Origin of the sequence: Burkholderia sp. KBS0801, from assembly GCF_005937855.2 — a bacterium.
Lineage (GTDB): Bacteria > Pseudomonadota > Gammaproteobacteria > Burkholderiales > Burkholderiaceae > Burkholderia > Burkholderia ambifaria.
The window spans coordinates 732,889-754,641 of sequence record NZ_CP042178.1 but is presented as its reverse complement, the minus strand read 5'-3'; the positions used below and the strand labels follow the sequence as shown (position 1 = coordinate 754,641).

Genomic DNA, 21,753 nt, shown 5'->3' with positions numbered 1-21,753 from the left:
TCTGGCACCCATAACCGACGCGGCTTGCGCGCCTTCGGTCGACCAGTCGAATGCGGAGAATAAACGATGTATTTCTCGACGTCATCGCGACGTTAAATCAGTCGCGATTTCGGTTGATTACAGTCAATCGATTTTCAGCTGGAAACGTTCCCACGTTTTATCGGCGTTCATAGTAAAAATTGAACATGTGAATTATCTGGCGCCGAAAACCAGCGATCGAGGTCTCGCCCCGACACCGCCGCCTGCGCGAACGTAAATGTGCCGTCGCGCGCCATTTCCGTCGCGGCGCGCAGGAACGCGCCAAGCGCGGCCCGCGCCAGTGCGCCGCCGACGCTGACACGCTTCACGCCGAGCGCCGCCAGCGCATCGACGCTCAGCAATTCGCCCTGCAGCCCCATCACCACATTGACCGGTGCGCCGACCGCGCGCGCGACCGCCGCAATGTCGTCGGCGCCGCTCAGGCCCGGCGCGTACAGCACGTCGGCACCCGCGTCGCGGTACGCGACCAGCCGCGCGATCGTATCGGCGAGATCGCGCCGGCCGTGCAGGTAGTTCTCGCAGCGCGCGGTCAACGTGAACGGAAACGGCAGCGCGCGCGCCGCGTCGCCCGCCGCCGCGATGCGCTCGACCGCCGCGTCGTGCGGGTAGATCGGCGCGTCGGCGCGGCCGGTCGCATCCTCGATCGAGCCGCCCACCGCGCCGGCGCCGGCCGCGAGGCGGATGGTCTCGGCGACCGTGTCGGGCGCGTCGCCGAAGCCGTTCTCGAGATCGGCGCTGACCGGCAGGCCGCCCGCCGCGACGATCTCGGCGATGTGGCCGAGCATCTCGTCACGGCCGATCGCGTTGTCGGGCCGCCCTCTCGAATAGGCAAAACCGGCGCTCGTGGTGGCGAGCGCGTCGAAGCCGGCCATCGCGAGCAACCGGGCCGAACCTGCATCCCACGGGTTCGGGATGATGAAGGCGCCGGCGCGCGTATGCAGCGCGCGGAAGGTTTCGGCGTTGCGGAACTGCACGTTGGAATCGGACATCGCTGTCTCCTTGGAACGGGAGATACCAGCATAGGCGCGCGCGGTACCGCGACGGTTCGCGCCGCGGTGAAATGTCGATGTGGATGTCAGAAGCTCACGTGTGTGGTCCGCCGCCGGTCACGCCACGCCGCCGTTCAGGAACCGCGTTTCTTCGTCAGGAAAATGCGCGACTGCGCGGCCGGACAATCCGGCAGTCCGGCAGTTCGCCGAAGGGGACATTAGCGCCCGCCTCGCAGAACGGCCACGCCTGAACGCCAGACGTGTCGAGCCGCTCGCCGTGACAGCCGCGCCCCCAGCTACACGACATACGCGCCCTTCGCATGCAGTTCCGCTTCGGTGCGCTCGAGCGCCGCGACCGCATCGCTGCCTTCGAGCGCGAGCAACTGTGCGACCAGCGCTTCGGTCATCGCATGCGCGGCGACCAGCGACGGAAAGAACGACGGGCTGTCGTGGGTGAAGATCAATTGCGCGTCCGCGTGCAGCGCGATCGGCGACACCGCGCTGTCGGTGATCGCGACGATCTTGCTGCCCTGCGCCTTCGCCGCCTGCGCCACGCGCGTCGCTTCCGCCGAATACGGCGCGAAACTGACGATCACGGTCACGCTCTGCTTCGCTATCGTGCGCAACTCCATTTCGAGCGAGCCGGCGACGCCGTTGAGCAGGGACACGGTAGGCCGGAACAGCCGGTAGCCGTACACGAAACCGAACGCGACCGGATAGCACGACCGGAATCCGGCGACGTGCACGTGCGATGCCTTGCGGATCAGCTTCGCCGCGTCGGCGAGCGCATGCTCGTTCTGCGCGGCGGTGGCGGCGAGATTGTGTTGCTGGGCAGCGAGCAGGTCATGCGCGAGCGACGCCTTCGCGTCGGGCCGCACGAGCGAACGCGCACGCTGCGTGAGCGGCTCGGGACGCGTGCGCACGCGCGCGACGCACAGGTCGCGCAGCTCGTTCCAGCCGGGGAAACCGAATTGCTGCGCGAGCCGCACGAGCGACGCGGGTTGAACCTGCGCGCGCTGCGCGACCTTGCGCATCGACGAGGTGGCGACCTCGTCGGGATGATCGAGCAAAAATGCAGCGCCCGCCTGGAATTGCGGGCTCAGTTCGGAAAATTGCGCCCGGATACGGGACGCGAGTTCATCGAAATTGGCAGCCATCTGGGTGAGAACGGGAACCGGACGTCCATGGTATCACCGGCCCCGCGCGCACCGGTCAGCGCAGCACTTCGACGTGGTCGGCATCGACCTTCACACGGCCCGACCATTTGCGCTCGAACTCGCCGGTCACTTTCACTTCGTTCTTGTCGCTGACGGGCTGGCCGGCCGCCCATAGCTTGTGGTCGATCTCGACGCGGATCGTGCCGGTCGAGTCGGCGAACTCGTAGTCCTCGCCGCCGACGTGCTTGACGATCCGCCCTTGCAGTTGCACGTGCTGATCGTCCTTGCCGTTCGCGAGGAGTTCCTTCACGGTGGTCGTCGTCAGCGCGGACGGCCCCGTGTATTGCGCATAAACGGCAGCCGGCAGCACCGCGAGCGCGACCGCCAGGATACTGGTCAGATGTTTCATGATTGCGATCCTCTTGCTTGATGGAACGCCGCGCCCCGTGAACGCGACGGGCCAAGATTACGGACCGTAAGATTAAGCGAGCCTGAAGGCCGTGCCGACGCGACACGGGGCCGCATAAGACGCGTACGAAAGCGCGGCCGCCACCGCCGTTTAAGCTCGGCCTAAGACACCTGCGCTTATGATGGACACCCCGGGGCACCCGTGCCCGCCAACAGACACGAATCCATGCGCGTACTGCTCGTCGAGGACGATCCGCTGATCGGCAGCGGTCTCGAACAGGGTCTCAAACAGGAAGGCTTCGCGGTCGACTGGGTCAAGGACGGCGACGCCGCGTCGCTCGCGCTGCGCTCGACCGCGTATGGCCTCCTGCTGCTCGACCTCGGGCTGCCGAACCGTGACGGCCTGTCGGTGCTCGCGTCGCTGCGCCGCCGCGACGAAACCCTGCCCGCAATCATCATCACCGCGCGCGATGGCGTGCCGGACCGCATCGCCGGCCTCGACAGCGGCGCCGACGACTACCTCGTCAAGCCGTTCGTGCTCGAGGAGCTGCTCGCCCGCATCCGCGCAGTCAACCGCCGCCATGCGGGGCGCGCGCAAACGACCCTCGCGATCGGTCCGCTGCGGCTCGATCCGGTCAAGCATCTGGTCTGGCTCAACGACGACGAAGTCACGCTGTCGCCGAAGGAATTCGTGCTGCTGCACGAGCTGATGCGCGACCCCGGCGCGGTGATCTCGCGCGAACAGTTCGAGGAACGGCTGTACAGCTGGGGCGAGGAAATCGAGAGCAACGCGGTGCAGGTGCACATCCACAACCTGCGCAAGAAACTCGGCCACGACATGATCCGCACGGTGCGCGGCGTCGGCTATCGGATCGGTGACGGCGCATGACGTGCGTGCGACACGCGATCGAGCGCTGGCGCAGTGCGTCGTTGCGGCGGCGCCTGTTGATGTGGCTGCTGCCCGCCGCTTGCGTGATCGGCCTGGTCGCGAGCGCGGGCACCTACTGGGGCGCGCTGCGCGAACTCGACGATCTCCTCGACGACCAGATGCGCAGCATGTCGAAGCAGATCGTCGTCGGCCCGAACGGCGAGCTGTCGTTTCGCGACCATGGCGACGGCAAGCACGACTTCGAGGCCAGCGATCCCGACGCCGTGCTGCTGCAGGTCTGGCGCAACGGCACACTGGTCTACTCGACCGATCGCGAATCCGCGCTGCCGCCGCCCGCGCAGACGGGCGTCGGCACCGTCGACGTCGGCGGCCAGCCGTGGCGCACCTATGTGACCCAACGCGGCGGCACGACGATCCGGCTCGCGCAAGCGCGCCACGCACGCTGGGAAGCGATCGCGGGCATCGCGGTGCATTTGCTGTGGCCGGTGTTCTCGATGCTGCCGGTGCTCGCGATCGGGCTGTGGTTCGGCATCGGCGCGGGGCTGCGGCCGCTGCGCACGATCGCATCGGGCCTGAAGCGCAGGAATGCGAACAATCTGGAACCGGTCGATGTCGCGTCGATGCCGAATGAGGTGCGGCCGCTCGCCGAAGCGATCAACGACCTGCTCGCGCGGCTCGACCGTTCGTTCACGCTGCAGCGCCACTTCATCGCCGATGCCGCGCACGAGCTGCGCACGCCGATCATGGGGCTGTCGATCCAGTCGCAATTGCTGCGGCGCGCGGCGAGCTCCGACGAACGTGAACAGATCCTCGCGCAGATCCATGCGGGCACGACACGCCTTGGCCACCTTGCCGAGCAGCTACTGACGCTCGCGCGTCTCGAACCCGATGCGCAGGCGGGCGCGTCCGCGTCCACGCCCGTCGATCTCGCCGCGCTGTGCCGCTCGGTGGTCGCCGACCGCACGCGCGTCGCCGATGCGCACCGGATCGACCTCGGCGCGATCGTGTCGTCGCCGGTGATGGCCGCCGGCAATATCGATACGTTGCGCGTACTGCTGAATAACCTCGTCGACAACGCGATCCGCTACGCGGGCGACGGCGCACGCGTCGACGTATCCGCGCGCATCGACGGCGCCACGCCCGTGCTCGAAGTCGCCGACGACGGCCCCGGCATCCCGGAAGCCGAGCGCACGGAAGTCTGGGAGCGCTTCTATCGCGGCGAGGGCGCGCAGGCCGTCACGGCGTCGGGCAGCGGACTCGGGCTGTCGATCGTCAAGCGGATCGCCGAACAGCACCGCGCGACGGTCGCGCTCGGCACGACGCCGGGCGGGCGCGGGCTGACCGTGACGGTGCGCTTTCCCGTGCCGGCCTGACGCACGGCCCGATCCGCAGCTTGTCCACAGATTGTGTTGGCAAGCTTGTGGACAACCTGCCGCTAACGGCAGCAAGCCATTGATACGAAAGAACTTGACGGTCGTGCGCAGCGAATGCGCCAGCCGCGGCGAACTTGCAGCCCAATTTGACAACCAGTTGTCCATTACGTAAAGTAGTTGTCAATTCATCACGTATCCCGACCATGACGAAACCCGCCAAGTTGACCGCCGTCGCGCTGTCCGTGTTCCGGCTGAACGGCCTGCTGATCGAATGGGGCAATGCCTTTGCCGCGCCGCACGGCCTGACCAGCGCGCGCTGGCAAGTGCTGGGCGCCATCTCGATGGCGCCGGACGCCCCCAACATCCCGCAGATCGCCGACGCGATGGGCATCACGCGGCAGGCCGTGCTGAAGCAGGTCAACGTGCTGACCGAAGAAGGACTCGTGCAACCGCTGCCGAACCCGACGCACAAGCGCTCGCCGCTGTATGCGCTGACCCCGCGCGGTGCCGCGGCCTATCAGGCGGTGGTCGAGCACTGGCAACAGCATGTCCGCGGCATCGCCGGCCAGTTCAGTTCGACGGATCTCGATGCGGCGATTCGCGTTCTATCGACGATGTCCGCCGCTCATGCGCCCGATGGGCATGCGTGATCGCATCGTTGGCTCACCACCTTCAGGAAGGCGTGCCCATGTCACATTTCAAACCGACGGATCCGGGCTTTCCGATCCAGCAACAGCTCGTCATCGACGCCGAACCCGTCGTCCTCCTCAACGTCTTCACGCTGGATCCGGCCGATGAAGCCGACTTCCTGGCCGTGTGGAAGGACGACGCCGCGTTCATGAAACGGCAGCCGGGATTCATTTCGACGCAGCTGCATCGCGCGCTCGGCGACAGCCCGACCTACTTCAACCAGGCGATCTGGGAGTCGACCGCCGCGTTCCGCGCGGCCTTCACGCATCCCGAGTTCGTCGCGAAGCTGTCGGCCTATCCGTCGTCCGCCGTCGCGAGCCCGCATTTGTTTCAGAAGGTCGCCGTGGCGGGCATTTGTACTGCGTGAGCCGGCGCGCCGACTACGGTTGGCACGCTGCGCGGTGCGCCCCGATCGCGATCGCGAAGTTCTCCACAGAAAATGTTGGCAAGCTTGTGGATATCCTGCGCACCACAACGCTAAGCCCTTGATCCGACGGACTTTGGCACGCGTGATGCAGACGCGGCACGCAATGGGCCGTCAGATGCGCCGGTTCGCCGCACATCGCGTCACGATGCCACGTCGGCGCGCCGGCGATGCGCGACGCGCGACGCGTGTCGTCCGTCACTTACCCACAGATTTTGTTGGCAAGCATGTGGATAGCCTGCGCATAGCGCGATCAAGCGCTTGATCCGAAAGGCTTTGTCCGCGCCGCTTCGAATGCGGCACACGGCGGGCGAAAGGCGACCGTCGACCAGCAAAACCCCGCTCGCGTGTCGTCACGTGATGCTAAGCGCCTCCTCTCACGCGCGCCACGCCGCTTGTCCACAGATTTTGTTGGCAAGCGTGTGGATAGCCTGCGCATACCATGCACAAGCGCTTGATCCGAAAGGTTTTGTCCGCGCCGCTTCGAACCGTGCAGGCAGGCCGGCACAACGCCCGCCGCATGCGATCACGGCCGTCGGCGCGCGATGAACACGACCGATGGCGCGCTTGTCCACAATTTTTGTTGGCAAGCATGTGGATATCCTGAGCATGCGTGATCTAAGTCGTTGATCGCGCAACGTTTCGCCATGCCGATCACGACTGCGGCACGGCGCGCGCCTCCGTCGCGTCATTCATTCATCCATCGATCGATCACGCATGCCGCGCCGCCCGCTGCTCAAGCGAGCGTCGCGACCGCGATCCGTGCGGCGGCCGCGATCACGTCGTCCTTCGGCTTCGCATCGGCACGCGTCTGCGTGTAGTACACGGCGAGCACGATCGGCGCGCGCGACGGCAGCCAGATCACGCCCGCATCGTTCGTCGTCCCGTAGTCGCCGGTGCCGGTCTTGTCGCCCACCTGCGAGCCGGCCGGCACGCCCGCGCGAATCCGCTTGTCGCCGACCTTGTTGCCGCGCAGCCATGCAACGAACTGCGCACGCTGCGCGGACGGCAGCGCGTCGCCGAGCGTGAGCACGCGCATGCTCGCGGCCATCGCGGCCGGCGTCGTCGTGTCGCGCGGGTCGCCCGGCAACGCCGTATTCAGTTCGGTCTCCCAGCGATCGAGCCGGAACGCGTCGTCGCCGATCGAGCGCGCATACGCGGTCACCGCCGACGGGCCGCCGATCAGCTTCATCGCGAGATTCGCGGCCGAGTTGTCGCTGTACTGGATCGCCGCCTCGCACAACTCGGCGACGGTCATCCCCGTGCCGACATGCTTGCCCGACACCGGCGAGTAGTTGACGAGATCGGACGGCCCGTAGCTCACGCGCTGCTGCAGCAACCCCGGACGATCGACGCTGTGCGCGAGCACCGCCGCGCCCAGCATCGCCTTGAACGTGCTGCAGAACGGGAAGCGCTCGTCCGCGCGATGCTGCGCGCGCCGGCCGCTCGCAGAGTCGATCGCGCACACGCCGAGACGGCCGCCGGCCGCGTGCTCGAGCGCGGCGAACGACGTCGCGGACGAAACGTCCTGCCCGGCGGCCGGCGACGACGCACATGCGGTGACGGTCAGGACGAGCGGCGCCGTCGCGGCGGCCAGCAACAAAGTTCGACGTTGCGATGAGTAGGTCATGTCAGGTCTCTCGTGGTGGAATGGATGCAAAACGGCCGGCCGGCGAGACAGCACTATCGTGACTTTACGGTTGCCTGACAAGCAACGATAATTGAGCGCTGCCAAAAGAAATTCTTATGACTAAGCTCCGCCCTCACCTTCCACTGAATGCGTTGCGCGCGTTCGAATCGTCGGCGCGCCACCTGAATTTCACGCGCGCCGGCCTCGAGCTGAGCGTGACGCAGGCGGCCGTGAGCCAGCAGGTGCGCTCGCTGGAGGAGCGGCTCGGCTGCGCGCTGTTCACCCGGCTGCCGCGCGGCCTCGGGCTCACCGACGAAGGACGCGCGCTGCTGCCGGTGCTCAGCGACGCATTCAGCCGGATCGAAACCGTGCTCAAGCAGTTCGACGGCGGGCGCTTCCACGAGGTGCTGACACTCGGCGCGGTCGGCACCTTTGCCATAGGCTGGCTAATGCCACGGTTGAAGCGCTTCGGCGACACGCACCCGTTCGTCGAGCTGCGGCTGCGGACCAACAACAACGTCGTCGACCTCGCGGCCGAGGGCCTCGATTTCGCGATCCGCTTCGGTGAAGGCAACTGGCCGGCGACGCGCAACGAGCGGCTGCTCGACGCGCCGCTCACCGCGCTGTGCGCGCCGGAGATCGCGCGGCGCCTCGCGGCGCCGGCCGATCTCGCAAACGAAACGCTGCTGCGCTCGTACCGCACCGACGAATGGCTCGGCTGGTTCGACGCCGCGCAGCTCGAACCGTGGTCGGTCAACGGGCCGGTGTTCGATTCGTCGCGGCTGATGGTCGAGGCGGCGATGCAAGGCGCGGGCATCGCGCTCGCGCCGGCCTGCATGTTCGCGCGCGAACTGCAGCTGGGCCTGCTCGCGCGGCCGCTCGACATCGACGTGCGCGCGGGCGGCTACTGGCTCACGTCGCTGAAGTCGAAGCCGCTCACGCCGGCGATGACGCTGTTTCGCGACTGGATCGTCGCGGAAGCGGCCGGCGCGGCACCGGTCGGATGACGGGCCGGGCTTGTCCACAGATTTTGTTGGCAAGGATGTGGATATCCTGGGTACCCGGGGCCTAACTCGTTGATCGTGCACGATTTACGGCATCGATGCACACATCGGGCAGCCCGTGCGCATGGGGTTCGACGCACCGGCCGCCGCACGCGGGATCGTCAACCATCAGGAAGCAATCAGGTGAGACTTATCCACAGATTTTGTTGGCAAGCCTGTGGATATTCCCCCGATGTGACACGTAACATCCTGATACAAAAGGGGATTCAGTAGATCGGGCCCGGCAGGTCAACGACGCGGCATCGTTTGCGATCTCGCCGCGTGTGCTGCGCGTCCGGATCGGGGCTGGCCGGGTTCTCCACAGATTGTGTTGGCAAGCTTGTGGATATCCTGCGCACCAGATGGCTAACTCATTGAGCGCACGGGGTTTTGTGCGCGCCGCGCAGGATTGGGCAGCACCGGCGCGGGAGCGGCCGGCGCCGGTGCTGCCGGTTCGTCAGTGCCGGTCGAGCCCGCTGCGCAATTCGCTCGCCTTGTCGCGCAGCGCCTCGTAGCCCGAGCGCGCATGTTCGGGCAGGTCGGGATCGCCGATCAGCGCGCCGAGCGTTTCGATCAGGCTGAACAGAATGCCCTTCGCCGCCCCCGCCGCGATGCTCTGCGACTCGATCGACTTGTGCAGGTGGTCGACCGCCGCTTCCAGATTCTCGAGCTTCTGCTCGCCGTCGTCGGGCCGATTGTCGGTCGTCATCGTCATTGCCTCCGCCATCGTTCAAGGGTCATGTCACGATTCTATGCCGCTGCGCGCGAACGTGGCGCGACATCGCGCAACCTTCGCGCGCGCCAGCGCTACAGCAGCGCGACCACCTTCACGCGACCCGGCTGCGCCGCCGCGACCACCTGGCCGTCGACGCGACGGAACGTCAGCGAGACGGTTTCGTCGCCGACGCGCAGATCGTCGATGCGCAGCCAGTCGACGCCTTCGGGCAGCGTCGGGCGCTCGACCCGCACCTCGTGGCGCGCCGCGTCGACGCTCACACCCAGACACGCCTGCAGCATCATGAACGGCGCACCGGCCGCCCACGCCTGCGGCAGGCACGCGACCGGATAGGCCGTCGGCGGTTCGCCGCGCCGGCGCGGGAACCCGCAGAACAGCTCCGGCAGCCGCATCTCGAAGCTGACGGCCGCCTCGAACAACGCGCGCAGCAGGTTCACCGCGGCCGTCTTGTCGCCGTAGCGCGCGAGCCCGCGCGCGATCAGCGCATTGTCGTGCGGCCACACCGACCCGTTGTGATAAGCCATCGGGTTGAAGCGCGGCTGGCCGGCCGCGAGCGTCCGGATGCCCCAGCCCGTCTGGAACAGCGTCGAGCCGAGCACGCTCGCGACCGCCGCGCCGCGCTGCGCGTCGGGCAGCCCGAACGCGAGCAGCTGGCCCGCGTTCGACGCGAGCACGCGGCACAGATCGCCGTGACCGTCGAGCGCGATCCCGTAGAACTGGTTGTCCGGCATCCAGAACAGCGCGTCGACCTGGTCGCGCAGCGCCCTCGCGCGCAGCGCATAGCGCGTCGCATCGGCCGCGTGGCCGCGCCGGCGCGAGCACATCGACATCGCCTCGAGCGCCGCGCACGCATACGCCTGCACTTCGACGAGCGCGATCGGGCCGTCCGGGAAGCGGCCGTCCGCGTGGAACACCGAGTCGTGACTGTCCTTCCAGCCCTGGTTCGCGAGGCCGCGCTCCGACGTGCGCTGGTAGTCGAGCAGCCCGTACGGATTGCGGTCGCACTTGTCGATCACCCATTGCGCGGCACGCTCGAGCGCGGGCCACAGCTCGTCGATCAGCGCATCGTCGCCGGTGTGTTCGACGTACGCGCCCGCGAGCACGATGAACAGCGGGGTCGTGTCGACGCCGCCGTAATACAGCGCGAACGGCACCTCGCCCGTCGCGGCCATCTCGCTGCGGCGGAACTCGTGCATGATCTTGCCGGGCTCGGCGTCGCGGAACGCGGAGGTCTCGCGCGCCTGATGCGCGGCGAGAAAGCGCAGCACGCCGCGCGCGAGCGACGGTTGCAGCCACAGCATCTGCAGCGACGTGATCACCGCGTCGCGGCCGAACGGGGTCGAGAACCACGGAATGCCCGCATACGGATACGGCCCGGTGTCGAGCTGCGTCGTGAGCAGCCCGAGATCCGCGAGCGACCGGTCGAGCCACGCGTCGAACAGCGGATTGCCGGTGTGCACGCGCGCCATCGACTCGCGTCGCGAACGCATCTCGCGATGCACGCCGACGAGCGCGGTGCGCAGCGCGACACGCCCGCATCCCGGGTCCGCGCCGTGGTGCGCCGGATCGAGCGTCGCATCGACGGTCAGGTAGATCGACACGCATGCCTGCGCGGCGATCGTCAGCGTGTAGTCGGCACGATCGACCGACAGCGCGTCGGGCGCCGGCGAGAAATGCACGGTCACGTTGCGCTCGACTTTGTCGAGGCCGTCGTAGCGCAGCCGCACCGCACCTGCGTCGACGCGCGGCGCGGCCACCGTGCCGCGCTTCGGGCGCTGCGTGCCGCGCACTTCGAACATGTCCTTGAAATCCGCCGCGAACGACAGCGACAGCGGCACTTCGGCCTCGCTCGCGCCGTAGTTCGTCAGCGTCAGCGCTTCGTACAGCACGTCGCCCGCGAGCACGCGCGTGCGTTCGATGTGGATCACGCCTTCGGGCGTCTCCTTGCCGCCGAGCGGCGGCAGCGGGCGGTTCGTCAGGTGCGCGGTAAACGACGCGTTGTCCGCGCTCGTCGCGCCCGACAGCAGCGACGGCGCGCGGCCGCCGAAGGTCAGGCGCCAGGTCGACAGCACGCGCATGTCGTCGACGTACAGGCCGTCGTCGCGCCCGCTGATGTCGCCGAGCGCGTCGCCGACCACGAACGCGTCGCCGGATTTGAGCACGTACTGGTTGTTGCGCGCGAGCGCCTGCGGATCGGCTTCGGGCGCGATGAATGCGGGGCCGGACGCTTGGGTCGGAGGAAGCGGCGCGACTTGCGGCGCCTGCGTCGTGGTGGCTTCGGCGTGATTCGGCATCGATGCTCCTGTGTCGAGGCGCAACGCGCGGCGCGCGTCGCGTGTTTCGCACAGGATAGGCCAGAACGGGGAAAGCGCGCAGCGACGAAAAAGACGCGGCGCCATGCGACGTTACCGTCGCCGCATGGCGTCGCGCACAGGCATGTCACGCGCCGGTCAGAACTTCCACAGAATGTTGCCGAGCACCGCGTTGTCGCGCACGCCGCTGCCGTACTGGCCGCTGAACGTGAGGCCGAGCGTCAGGCGCTTCGTGATGTTCGCGTCGATGCCGGCCTCGAGCACCGCGCTGTCGCGAGCAATCGGCACGCCCGACACCTGGAACGACGTGCCGCCGTTCGCGAACGTGAACGCCGACGACGGCCGCACGTTGCCGAACGCATGCCGCCAGCCGACCGTGCCGCGTGCGGTGAACGTGCCGCTCGCGATCGAGCCGAGCTGCGACGCGGCGCGCAGGCCGAGCGTCGAGAACCCGATGTGGGTCGTCTGGCCGCCGGCCTGCAGCGCCGCTGCACCGCCGCTTTCGGTATAGCCGTCGGTATGCAGGTTCACGTAGGCCAGACCCGCGAACGGTTCGAGCGCGACCGGCCCGAGCGGCAGCGCGTAGCCGACTTCGCCGAACACCTGCGCCGAATGCGCGTTGTAGCCGGCCGAATCGTGATCCGAGAAGCCCGCGAAGCCCGGATAGCGGTCGGTGTTGATCCGGTACCACGTGTACGACGCGCCGCCGCGCACGCCGAGCGCGCCGTACTGCGCACCGCCGTACAGCGACAGGTAGTAGCTGTTGACCGCCGCCGACGAACTCTGGTCGTTGTCGAGCGAGCTGTGCGTGACGCCCGCGGCCAGACCGGCACGCCACTTGTCGTTGAGCGCCATGTCGGCACCGGCGATGAAGCCGGTCATGCTGCGGTTGATCGTCGACGCGTTGCCGTCGCCCGCGAGCCGGCTGCGGCCGCCGAACGCCTGCCCCCAGACCACCGGCTGGTAAGGCGTGCCGCCATAGCAGCCCTCGCGCGAGCCGATCCGGCGCTCCGGCGCGAGCGTCGGATCGGTCACGCCGGCCGTGTTGTCGCCGCACAGCGCGGCCCCGCCGGACGACAGCGCCGCGAGCGGCCCCGATCCGGGCGCGAGGCCCTGGCGCACGCGATCGGTCACGGCATCGCGCACGTAACGACTGTCGAGCAGCAGCATGCTCTTCAGGCTCGCCTGCAGTTCGCCGTCCAGCACCGAGTAGGCCTGGCGCGCGGTGGCCGCATCGGTCGTCAGCACCTTGTCGTACAGCGTGTTGCCCGCGCCGAGCGCACCGATCGCGGTCGCGACCGAGCGCTGGTTCGGCGTCGTCGCGACATCGGGCAGCGCCGTGCCGTTCGTCACGAGCCGCAGGTACACGTGGTTCGGATCGTAGCTGAGCGTCGGCATCAGGAACGCGTAGTTCGAATTCACCTGGCTGAACGCGCCCTGCACGCCCGACGATGCGCTGAGGATCGTGTACGTCGTGCTCGGCTGGAAGCTGGCCTGGTTCGCGAGCACCTGCACGGTGCCGCCGTTCAGCGTCGCCGTGCCGCCCGCGGCAATGCTGCCGCTTTGCTGCGGCGTGACCGCGACCTGCAGCGTCGAGCCCGGCTGGAACGTGACGTTGCCGGCGACGTTCAGCGCGGCGCCCGGTTGCGACGCGGCCGCGATCCCGCCGCTCTGGACCACGACGCCGCCGACCGTGCCGGTGCCCGTCAGCGTCGCGCCGTTCTGCACGGTCACGGCCGACTGGGCGAGCGAACCGGCGACGTCGAGCGTGCCGGCGGCGACGGTCGTCGGGCCGCTCAGCGTGTTGGTGCCCGTCAGCGTCAGAGCTCCGCTGCCGGCCTGGGTCAGCGAACCGGTGCCGGACAGCACGTTCGCGAGCGTCACGCTGCCGGACTGGTTGACGATCAGCGCGCCGTTGTCGACGACATTGCCGACCACGCTGCCCGACGTGCCGCCGTTGCCGAGCTGCAGCGTGCCGCCCGACGCGATCGTCGTGCCGCCCGTGTACGTGTTGCTGCCGGCCAGCGTCTGGACGCCGGTGCCCGCGACCGTCACGCCGCCCGTGCCGCCGATGACGCCGTCGAACGTGCCGTTGGTGCTGCCGTTCAGCGCCAGCGCGTTCGCGCCGAGGTTCACGGTGCTGCCGGCCGCCCCGAACAGCGTGCCGATCGTCTGCGTGCCCGCTGCGCCGCTCACGTCGAACGTCGCGCCGGTGCCGGCGAGGTTCACGGCGCCCGTCGACGCGAGGCTGCCGCCCGAACCGAGCGCGAGCGTGCTGCTGCCGTTGATCGTCGTGCCGCCGGTGTACGTGTTCGCGCCCGTCAGCGTCTGCGTGCCGGTGCCCGCGACCGTCACGGCGCCGGTGCCGCCGATGACCCCGCCGAACGTGCTGGCGCCGCTGCCGTTCAGCGTCAGCGCGTTCGCGCCGAGGTTCACGTTCGTGCCGGCCACGCCCGACAGCGCGCCGATCGTCTCGGCGCCCGCTGCGCCGCTCACGTCGAACGTCGCGCCCGAGCCGGCGAGATTCACCGAGCCGGTCGATGCGAGACTGCCGCCAGAACCCACCGCAAGCGTGCTGCCGCCGTTGATCGTCGTGCCGCCGGTGTACGTGTTCGCGCCTGTGAGCGTCTGCGTGCCGGTGCCCGCGAGCATCAGGCCGCCGGTGCCGCCGATCGCGCCGCCGAACGTGCCGTTGCCGCTGCCGTTCAGCGTCAGCGCGTTCGCGCCGAGGTTCACGTTCGAGCCGGCCGTGCCGGTCAGCGTGCCGAGCGTCTGCGTGCCCGACGCACCGCTCAGATCGAACGTCGCGCCGGTGCCGGCGAGGTTCACCGTGCTGCCCGATGCGAGGCTGCCGCCCGAACCGAGCGCAAGCGTGCTGCCGCCGTTGATCGTCGTGCCGCCGGTGTACGTGTTCGCGCCCGTGAGCGTCTGTGTGCCGGTGCCCGCGACCGTCACGGCGCCGGTGCCGCCGATCGTCCCGCCGAACGTACTGGCGCCGCTGCCGTTCAGCGTCAGCGCATTCGCGCCGAGATTCACCGTCGTGCCGGCCGCGCCCGACAGCGCGCCGATCGTCTCGGCGCCCGCCGCACCGCTCACGTCGAATGTCGCGCCCGTGCCGGCCAAATTCACCGAGCCGGTCGATGCAAGGCTGCCGCCCGAAACGAGCGCAAGCGTGCTGCCGCCATTGATCGTCGTGCCGCCGGTATAGGTGTTCGCGCCTGTGAGCGTCTGCGTGCCGGCGCCGGCCAGCGTCAGACTGCCGGTGCCGCCGATCGCGCCGCCGAACGTGTTGTTGCCGCTGCCGCTCAGCGTCAGCGCATTCGCGCCGAGGTTCACGGTCGAGCCGGTCGCGCCGGTCAGCGCGCCGATCGTCTGCGCGCCCGACGCACCGCCCAGGTCGAACGTCGCGCCCGCGCCAGCCAGATTCACCGTGCCCGTCGACGCGAGACTGCCGCCCGCGCCGAGCGCGAGCGTGCTGCCGCCGCTGATCGTCGTGCCGCCCGTGTAGGTGTTCGCGCCGGACAGCGTTTGCGTACCGGTGCCCGCGAGCGTCAGGCTGCCGCTGCCGCCGATCGTGCCGCCGAACGTGCCGCTCGCGGTGCCGCCCAGCGTCAACGCATTCGCACCCAGGCTCACATTGGTGCCGGCCACGCCCGACAGCGCACCGAACGTCTGCCCGCCCGACGCGCCGCTCAGGTCGAGGGTCGCGCCTGCACCCGCGAGATTCATCGTGCCGGTCGCAGCGAGGCTGCCGCCCGCGCCGACCGCGAGCGTGCCCGCGTTGATCGTGGTGCCGCCGGTATAGGTATTCGTCCCCGTCAGCGTGGTCGTCGCCGTGCCGTCCTTCACGAGCGCGCCGGACCCGGAGATCACACCGCTCAGCCCGAGTGCGTTGGTGCCGCCGAGCGTGAGCGTCGCGCCCGTGCCGATATCGATCGCGTTGGCGACCGACAGGCTCGCGTTCGTATCGAGCATCGCCGCGCCGCCGACATTCAATGCGCCGGTGCCGAGCGCCGCGTTGTTGCCGAGCACGAGGCCGCCGCTGATCAGGTTCGTGCCGCCCGAATAGGTGCTCGCGCCGTTCAGCGTCTGCGTGCCGGTGCCGGCCAGCGTCAGGCTGCCGGTGCCGCCGATCGCGCCGCCGAAGGTGCCGCTTGCGGTCCCGCCCAGCGTCAGCGCGTTGCCGCCCAGATCGATGTTCGTCCCCGCGACGCCGGACAGCGCGCCGAGCGACTGCCCACCGGACGCACCGCTCAAATCGAGCGTCGCGCCCGCGCTCGCGAGATTCATCGTGCCGGTCGATGCGAAGCTGCCGCCCGCGCCGACCGCGAGCGTGCCCGCGTTGATCGTGGTGCCGCCGGTATAGGTATTCGTCCCCGTCAGCGTGGTCGTCGCCGTGCCGTCCTTCACGAGCGCGCCGGACCCGGAGATCACACCGCTCAGCCCGAGTGCGTTGCTGCCGCCAAGCGTCAGCGTCGCGCCCGTGCCGATATCGATCGCGTTGGCGACCGACAGGCTCGCGTTCGTATCGAGCGTCGCCGCGCCGCCGACATTCAACGCGCCAGTGCCGAGCGCCGCGTTGTTGCCGAGCACGAGGCTGCCGCTGTCCAGGTTCGTGCCCCCTGTATAGGTATTCACGCCGTTTAGCGTCTGCGTGCCGGTGCCGCCCAGCGTCAGGCTGCCGGTGCCGCCGATCGTGCCGCCGAACGTGCCGCTCGCGGTCCCGCCCAGCGTCAGCGCGTTTGCGCCCAGGCTCACACTCGTGCCGGCCACGCCCGACAGCGCGCCGATCGACTGTGCGCCGCCCGCGGCGATGTCGAATGCGGCGCCCGCATTGGCCAGGTTCACCGTACCTGTGGACGACAGGCTGCCGCCCGCGCCGATCGCCAGTGTGCCGGCGTTGATCGTCGTGCCGCCCGTGTAGGTGTTCGTGCCCGTCAGCGTCGTGGTCGCCGCGCCGTCCTTCACGAGCGCGCCCGCGCCTGTGATCGCGCCGCTCAGCCCGAGTGCGTTGCTGCCGCCGAGCGTCAGTGTCGCGCTGGTGCCGATGTCGATCGCGTTGGCGACCGACAGGCTCGTGGTCGTATCGAGCGTCGCCGCGCCACCGACGCTCAGCGCGCCGCTGCCCAGCGCCGCGTCGTTGCCGAGCACGAGGCCGCCGGCGTTCAGCGTCGTGCCGCCCGTGTAACTGTTCGCGCCCGTCAGCGTCAGCGCCGCCGCACCGTTCTTCACGAGCCCGCCCGCGCCGGCGATCGTGCCGCTCAGCCCGAGATCGGTGCTGCCGCCGACCGTGAGCGTCGTGCCGGTGGCGAGGTTGACGCCGTTCGCCAGCGACACGTTGGTGGTCGCATCGAGCGTCGACGAGCCGTTGACGTTGACCGCGCCGAAGCCCAGCGCCGTGTTGCTGCCGACGACGACGTTGCCGCCGTTCAGGTTCGTGTCGCCCGTATAGACGTTCGCGCCGGTCAGCGCCTGCGTGCCGGTGCCCGACAGCGTCAAGCCGCCCGTGCCGGCGATCGTGCCGGCGTAGGTCGTATTCGCGCTGCCGTCGAGCGTCAGCGAATTGCCGCCGAGGTTCACGTTCGTGCCGGCCGCCCCGGCGAGCGAACCGATCGTCTGCGCGCCCGTCGCCCCGGCCAGGTCGAACGTCGCACCCGCGCCGGTGAGGTTGACCGTGCCCGTGGACGCGAGGCTGCCGCCCGCGCCGAGCGCCAGCGTGCCGCTGTTGATCGTCGTGTCGCCGGTATACGTGTTCGCACCGGTCAGCGTCGTCGTCGCCGTGCCGTTCTTCACGAGCCCGCCCGCGCCGCTGATCGTGCCGGCCAGGCCGAGATCGTTGCTGCCGCCGAGCGCCAGCGTCGCGCCCGTCGCGAGATTGACCGCGTTGCCGAGCGTCACGTTCGTGCTCGTGTCGAGCGACGCCGACGCGTTGACGTTCAGCGCACCGCTGCCGAGCGCGTCGTTGTTGCCGACCACGAGGCCGCCGGCGTTCAGGTTCGTGCCGCCCGTGTAGCTGTTCGCGCCCGACAGCGTCAGGATGCCGCCGTCGTTCTTCGTCAGCGCGCCCGCGCCCGACACCGTGCCCGACAGCGAAAGCCCCGTCGCGCCCTGCACCGTCAGCCCGCCCGCGCCGAGATTCACGTTGTTGCTGACGTCGAGCCCGGCGGTGCCGGCCTGCAGCGCGCCGCCGGTGGCCGTGATCGTGCCCGTGCCGAGCGACGCGTTGTCGCCGATGATCGCGACGCCGCCCGCGAGCGTCGCGTCCTGCGCGGTCGACGCGCCGTTGATCGTCCAGTTGCCGCTCGTGACGTCGAGATGATTGAAGTTGATGTAGTTGTTGACCGCGATGGTGCCGTTGGCCGACACGCCTTGCTGCAGCACCAGCGTGTTGTCGCCGCCGGCGCCGCCGTCGACGGTGCCGGTCGCCGCGACGCCGAGCGTGACCGGCCCGACCGTGATGTTGAACGCGCCGCCCGTGCCGCCTGCCGTGTTGACCGACGAGCCCGTCACGGCATTGAACGTGTTGGTGCTGTTCGCGCCCATCGACACGCTGCCGTTGATCGTGCCCGAGTTTGTAAACGTATTGCCCAGCCCGGGCGTGCCGTTCGATCCGAGCGACACGCGGCCGGTGATCGTCCCGCTGTTCGTCATGTTGACCGTGCCGCCGCCGTACGCGGCGACTACGGGCGCATCCGCACCGATGAGCGTCGCGCCGGCCAGCGCGGTCGTGCCCATCGTGCCGGTGTTGGTGATCGTCGACGTGCCGCCCGTGCCGTTCTGCACCGACAACGCCATGCCCGTCACGCCGCTGACCGCGACACCGGTCGAGCCGTTCATCGTGCCGTTGTTGGTCACGGTCGTGGTGCTCGCCGCCGCATTGCCGACCACCGCGCCGCTCGACAGCACGCCGAGGCCCGAGCCGAGCAGGGACGGATCGATCGTGCCGTTGTTGGTCAGCGTGTTGTTGCTGCCGGTCAGCGACATTGCAGTGCCACCCACGCCCAGCAGCACGCCGACGCTCGCGCCGGGGTTCACCGTGACGTTCAGGTTGTTCGCGCTGTTCGAATAGCTCGGCGCCAGCGGATTCGCGACACCCGAACAGGTCACCGTCGTGCCTGCCGTCGAGCAGGTCGCATAGGCGGAAACGATGCCCGCACCCGACAAGGCGAGGAAAACGCCGGTCGGCAACAGGAATCTCGGAAACGACTCGCCGCTCTTTTTCGAATGCGCAATATTCATGCTTCCCCTCGGCATCAGCTTGACCGCTGAATCGGCCCGGCCACGGCGGAATATCCGGGACGAAAGCGTCCCCGCCGGCAGTCGCGGAACGACGTCGGTTTATTCGTGGATGAACTGCTGGTTAATCGATTCTCGTTTGCGAATGCAAAACTAGCCGAATGACATGACCCGTGCCCCCTGTTTTTATGCAGCGACTTTCTGGTTGATTTGATTACCGCCTCGCTTTTGTCAGACAAGGCTATATCAAACAAAAAGGGTTTTCCAGTCGATGTTTTAATATTTGATCAAGATCAATCGAATATGTACTTTTTACTGGCGCTGGCGAGCCGAGAATAGAACTACTGAAGCGTTCCGGTAATTCCGCGCAAAGGCGTGGCAAGGAGTTCCGGGCCGCGCACTCAGTGGAAACACCGATACGCGACTCGAGAATTTGGAATGGAATTTGCGCTGGGGATATATCCGCGCTCACGCCGATGGGCCGGAAAAATCGCCGAGCGCGTTGATCCGCCGAACCAAAAGCGAATTTTCAACATCCTGCAAATCGCTTTCGAATCCAGCGCCGCTTGAATTCCGCGACCCGATCGCCATTAATCATTCGGCGACGGCGGTACCGATTCCATCAATGGGATAGCGCACCGGATTCGGCGTGAATCGGCGTGATTAGCGAGAAAATCAGAAACGAAAAAGGCGACCGTGCTGAAAATCGAAACGCGGCACACGCGCGGCAGACACCGCGCGGGGCCGTGTTACGAAAACAGGCTCATCAGATAAAGCATCGGCCGGAACGATACGGGCCGTGCATCGGGATTGAGCCACAGACGCAGCACATAGACCGCATATGCCGGCACTTCCCGCCAGCTCGAATAGATATCGCGCAACTGGAAGTGGTGCGGATATGCGGCGGAGATGTTCGCGCCGGCGATGCCGACCCGCTCGAACGCAAGGCGCGCCCGCGCGAGGTGGTAGTACTGACTGATGATCAGCACGCGCGACAGCCGGTGCGCCTGCAGGTACGCGCGGGTGTGCTGCGCGGTCGCGAGCGTGTTGTCGCCTTGATCGTCGACGGCGATCCGGTCGGCCGGCACGCCGCGCGCGACCAGATAGTCGCGCATCGCGGTCGCCTCGTTCAGCCCCGGGCCGTCGATCGCGCCGCTGACCAGGAACGCCGGGCATTGCCCTTCGCGATAGCAGCGCACGCCGACGTCGAGCCGCGCGGCAAGCACGGGTTTCGGCGCGCCGCGATCATCCAGTGCATTGCCGAAGATCACCGCGACATCCGCCGGCTCGCTCGGCATCCGCATCCCCGCGCCGACGAGCACGACGGCCGCGACGATCCACAGGCACGTGAACGCTGCCAGCACACGGCCGATCCGGGCCATGCAGCCCCGCTTGAGTCGCTGCTTCAATGGTGTCGAACTCCTGGAGAAACGCGCCGCCGGCTTGTCCGGCACGCGGCCCGGCATACTGCCACGCCGCGCTCGCGCATGTCCAGGTCACGCGGCCGGCATGACGTATCGAACGTGTCCGGAGAAACCGGACGACGTGCGGCATGCTGGCGCTTCGGGGTTCGAAAGACTTTCAGGAAACGTCAACGAGCGTGCCCGGCCGGCGTCAATCCACCGGACACATCGCAAGCCGCCCCATCGCCTCGCCCGCGCCACGCACCGCGCAGGTGGCCGGATCGTCGGCGATCCGGGCGACGAGGCCCGTCTCGTCGCGCAGCAGGCGCTCGAGATCCGCGAGCAGCGCGCCGCCGCCGGTCAGCACCACGCCGCGATGCGCGATGTCGGTCACGAGTTCGGCCGGCGCGTTTTCCAGCACCGACTTCACCGCGCCGATCACCTGCTTGAGCGGTGCGGCCAGCGCGTCCGCCACATCGTGGTTGGACAGCTCGATCGAGCGCGGCAGGCCGTCCTCGATGCCGCGCCCGATCGCGCGGGTCGACGCGCGCGGCACGGCGCTCGTGGCCGAGCCGATCGTGTTCTTCACGCGCTCGGCCGTCTGCTCGCCGAGCAGCACGCCGTACACGTTGCGCACGTAGTTGATGATCGCCGCGTCGAACTGGTTGCCGCCGACGCGGATCGCCTCGCGGTAGACGATGCCGCCGAGCGCGATCACCGCGACTTCGGTCGTCCCGGCGCCGATGTCGATGACCATCGAGCCGACTGGTTCGGTCACCGGGAGGCCCGCGCCGAGGCCGGCCGCGAGCGCTTCCTCGATCAGTTCGACCTCCGACACACCGGCCGCGAACGCGGCCTCGCGGATCGCGCGGCGCTCGACCGCCGTCGCATCCGACGGCACGCACAGCGTGACCTCGACACGGCGGCTGAAGCGCGAACGCGTGCGCGACATGTCGATGAAGCGGCGGATCATCTGCACGGCGGCGTGCGCATCGGCGATCACGCCGTGCCGCATCGGCCGCACGGCCTCCAGATGCCCTGGCTCGCGGCCGAGCAGCGCCTTCGCGAGCTCGCCGACCGCTTCGAGCGTCGGCCGCGCATCGGACGCCCCGCCCTTGCGAAAGCAGACGACCGACGGCTGGTTCAGCACCACGCCGCGCTCATGCGTATAAATCCGCGTACTCGCCGTTCCAGGGTCGATTGCAACGGGTTGCGCAAACAACTTTCCGAACAGCGGTGTCGACATATCAAGCCTTTATTGAACAAACCAGCCGCATCCGCGCGGCGCGCCTTTACCGCCCCATCCCGGACTTAGCGGCAAATCGTTCCGATACTTTAGACACTTCCGATGATTTTTTCGCGACTAAATTGCCGAAAACGCGTTTCGGCAGGCCTGCGCCTACGCATCGGCCGCTCGCGTTGCG

At 68.4% G+C, this 21,753-nt stretch carries 15 protein-coding genes; 6 read left to right on the top strand and 9 right to left on the bottom strand.

Annotated elements, in window-relative coordinates:
• Positions 1-167: 167 nt before the first annotated feature.
• From FFI87_RS20210 to FFI87_RS20200, 3 genes are all read right to left on the bottom strand, one after another.
• Positions 168-1,028: an oxaloacetate decarboxylase gene (locus tag FFI87_RS20210; RefSeq protein WP_138849358.1), complete on the bottom strand. Its 861-nt coding sequence runs from the start codon at positions 1,026-1,028 to the stop codon at positions 168-170.
• Positions 1,029-1,324: 296 nt separating this feature from the next.
• Positions 1,325-2,185, bottom strand: a complete 861-nt coding sequence (locus FFI87_RS20205; RefSeq protein WP_006753956.1) for a MurR/RpiR family transcriptional regulator — start codon at positions 2,183-2,185, stop codon at positions 1,325-1,327.
• Between the two features lie 55 nt (positions 2,186-2,240).
• Positions 2,241-2,594: a YgiW/YdeI family stress tolerance OB fold protein gene (locus FFI87_RS20200; RefSeq protein ID WP_012366604.1), complete on the bottom strand. Its 354-nt coding sequence runs from the start codon at positions 2,592-2,594 to the stop codon at positions 2,241-2,243.
• A gap of 225 nt (positions 2,595-2,819) precedes the next feature.
• Here FFI87_RS20200 and FFI87_RS20195 point away from each other — a divergent pair, with 225 nt between their 5' ends.
• From FFI87_RS20195 to FFI87_RS20180, 4 genes are all read left to right on the top strand, one after another.
• Positions 2,820-3,482, top strand: a complete 663-nt coding sequence (locus tag FFI87_RS20195; RefSeq protein ID WP_006753954.1) for a response regulator — start codon at positions 2,820-2,822, stop codon at positions 3,480-3,482.
• Complete coding sequence (locus FFI87_RS20190; protein WP_138849359.1) at positions 3,479-4,855, top strand: ATP-binding protein; 1,377 nt, start codon at positions 3,479-3,481, stop codon at positions 4,853-4,855. Before FFI87_RS20195 ends, FFI87_RS20190 begins: the two co-directional genes overlap by 4 nt.
• A 203-nt stretch (positions 4,856-5,058) precedes the next feature.
• A complete protein-coding gene (locus FFI87_RS20185; RefSeq protein WP_138849360.1) occupies positions 5,059-5,505 on the top strand; it encodes a MarR family winged helix-turn-helix transcriptional regulator in 447 nt (148 codons plus the stop codon).
• 38 nt (positions 5,506-5,543) lie between these two features.
• Positions 5,544-5,912 carry an antibiotic biosynthesis monooxygenase family protein gene (locus FFI87_RS20180; protein WP_138849361.1) on the top strand — a complete coding sequence of 123 codons (369 nt, stop codon included), beginning with the start codon at positions 5,544-5,546 and terminating at the stop codon, positions 5,910-5,912.
• Between the two features lie 793 nt (positions 5,913-6,705).
• On the opposite strand, the gene blaPEN-bcc is transcribed toward FFI87_RS20180, so the two are convergent.
• Positions 6,706-7,599 carry a PEN family class A beta-lactamase, Bcc-type gene (blaPEN-bcc, locus tag FFI87_RS20170; RefSeq protein ID WP_138849363.1) on the bottom strand — a complete coding sequence of 298 codons (894 nt, stop codon included), beginning with the start codon at positions 7,597-7,599 and terminating at the stop codon, positions 6,706-6,708.
• Between the two features lie 116 nt (positions 7,600-7,715).
• Between blaPEN-bcc and penR the strand changes: the two genes are divergently transcribed.
• Entirely contained in the window at positions 7,716-8,606 is an 891-nt protein-coding gene (gene penR, locus FFI87_RS20165) for a beta-lactamase transcriptional regulator PenR (protein ID WP_138849364.1), read from the top strand.
• A gap of 493 nt (positions 8,607-9,099) precedes the next feature.
• Here the strand turns inward: penR and FFI87_RS20160 are convergent, their stop codons facing one another.
• From FFI87_RS20160 to FFI87_RS20150, 3 genes are all read right to left on the bottom strand, one after another.
• Positions 9,100-9,351, bottom strand: coding sequence for a hypothetical protein (locus tag FFI87_RS20160; protein ID WP_011659343.1), 252 nt, complete (start codon positions 9,349-9,351; stop codon positions 9,100-9,102).
• Between the two features lie 98 nt (positions 9,352-9,449).
• A complete protein-coding gene (locus FFI87_RS20155) occupies positions 9,450-11,672 on the bottom strand; it encodes an amylo-alpha-1,6-glucosidase (RefSeq protein WP_138849365.1) in 2,223 nt (740 codons plus the stop codon).
• A 156-nt stretch (positions 11,673-11,828) separates the two neighbouring features.
• The gene (locus FFI87_RS20150) at positions 11,829-18,929 is read right to left on the bottom strand and encodes an autotransporter-associated beta strand repeat-containing protein (protein ID WP_138849366.1); all 7,101 of its coding nucleotides are present in this window, start codon (positions 18,927-18,929) and stop codon (positions 11,829-11,831) included.
• Between the two features lie 435 nt (positions 18,930-19,364).
• Here FFI87_RS20150 and FFI87_RS34895 point away from each other — a divergent pair, with 435 nt between their 5' ends.
• Positions 19,365-19,496, top strand: coding sequence for a hypothetical protein (locus FFI87_RS34895; protein ID WP_261378616.1), 132 nt, complete (start codon positions 19,365-19,367; stop codon positions 19,494-19,496).
• A gap of 179 nt (positions 19,497-19,675) precedes the next feature.
• Here the strand turns inward: FFI87_RS34895 and FFI87_RS20140 are convergent, their stop codons facing one another.
• Both FFI87_RS20140 and FFI87_RS20135 read right to left on the bottom strand, forming a co-directional pair.
• Positions 19,676-20,335: a YdcF family protein gene (locus tag FFI87_RS20140; RefSeq protein WP_138849368.1), complete on the bottom strand. Its 660-nt coding sequence runs from the start codon at positions 20,333-20,335 to the stop codon at positions 19,676-19,678.
• A 205-nt stretch (positions 20,336-20,540) separates the two neighbouring features.
• A complete protein-coding gene (locus FFI87_RS20135; RefSeq protein ID WP_138849369.1) occupies positions 20,541-21,575 on the bottom strand; it encodes a rod shape-determining protein in 1,035 nt (344 codons plus the stop codon).
• Positions 21,576-21,753: the final 178 nt, after the last annotated feature.